The sequence below is a fragment of the Delftia sp. CH05 genome (assembly GCF_009827015.1).
Taxonomy (GTDB): Bacteria; Pseudomonadota; Gammaproteobacteria; order Burkholderiales; family Burkholderiaceae_C; genus Comamonas; species Comamonas tsuruhatensis.
Genome location: NZ_WUMG01000104.1, coordinates 1 through 1,082, shown reverse-complemented (window position 1 = coordinate 1,082; position 1,082 = coordinate 1). Strand labels below are relative to the sequence as shown.

Annotated in this window: 1 protein-coding gene; it reads right to left on the bottom strand. The window is 63.1% G+C overall.

The genetic code is table 11. The features are described 5' to 3' along the window. Positions 1 to 1,082 (bottom strand): elongation factor Tu (tuf, locus tag GRX31_RS30380; protein WP_160856257.1); only part of this gene is annotated, 1,082 nt, incomplete at both ends.

The following is a 1,082-nucleotide window of genomic DNA, read 5'->3' as shown; positions in this document are numbered from 1 at the left end:
GCAACCACGCCAGCGCCCACGGTACGGCCGCCTTCGCGGATAGCGAAGCGCAGACCTTCTTCCATGGCGATGGGGGCGATCAGCTTGACGGTGATCGACACGTTATCGCCAGGCATCACCATTTCCTTGTCGGCGGGCAGCTCGATGGAGCCGGTCACGTCGGTCGTGCGGAAATAGAACTGGGGACGGTAGTTGTTGAAGAACGGAGTGTGGCGACCACCTTCGTCCTTGGACAGCACGTACACCTCAGCCGTGAAGTGGGTGTGGGGCTTGATGGAGCCGGGCTTGCACAGCACTTGGCCGCGTTCCACGTCTTCACGCTTGGTGCCGCGCAGCAGCAGGCCCACGTTGTCGCCAGCTTGGCCTTGGTCCAGCAGCTTGCGGAACATTTCCACGCCGGTGACGATGGTCTTCTGGGTGTCGCGGATACCGACGATTTCGATTTCTTCGCCGACCTTGATGATGCCGCGCTCAACGCGACCGGTCACCACGGTGCCACGGCCGGAGATCGAGAACACGTCTTCCACGGGCATTGCGAAGGCACCGTCCACAGCGCGCTCGGGCGTGGGGATGTAGGTGTCCAGGGCTTCAGCCAGACGCAGGATGGCGGGCTCGCCCTTGTCGCTTGCGTCACCTTCCAGGGCCAGCTTGGCCGAGCCGCGGATGATGGGGGTGTCGTCGCCGGGGAAGTCGTACTTGGCCAGCAGCTCGCGCACTTCCATTTCGACCAGCTCCAGCAGCTCTTCGTCGTCCACCATGTCGCACTTGTTCAGGAACACGATGATGTAGGGCACGCCCACCTGACGAGCCAGCAGGATGTGCTCGCGGGTCTGGGGCATCGGGCCGTCAGCGGCCGAGCACACCAGGATAGCGCCGTCCATCTGAGCAGCGCCGGTGATCATGTTCTTGACGTAGTCGGCGTGGCCGGGGCAGTCAACGTGAGCGTAGTGGCGGTTGGCCGTTTCGTACTCGACGTGGGCGGTGTTGATCGTGATGCCGCGGGCCTTTTCTTCAGGTGCTGCGTCGATCTGGTCGTAAGCCTTGGCTTCGCCGCCGAACTTCTTGGACAGAACGGTGGCGAT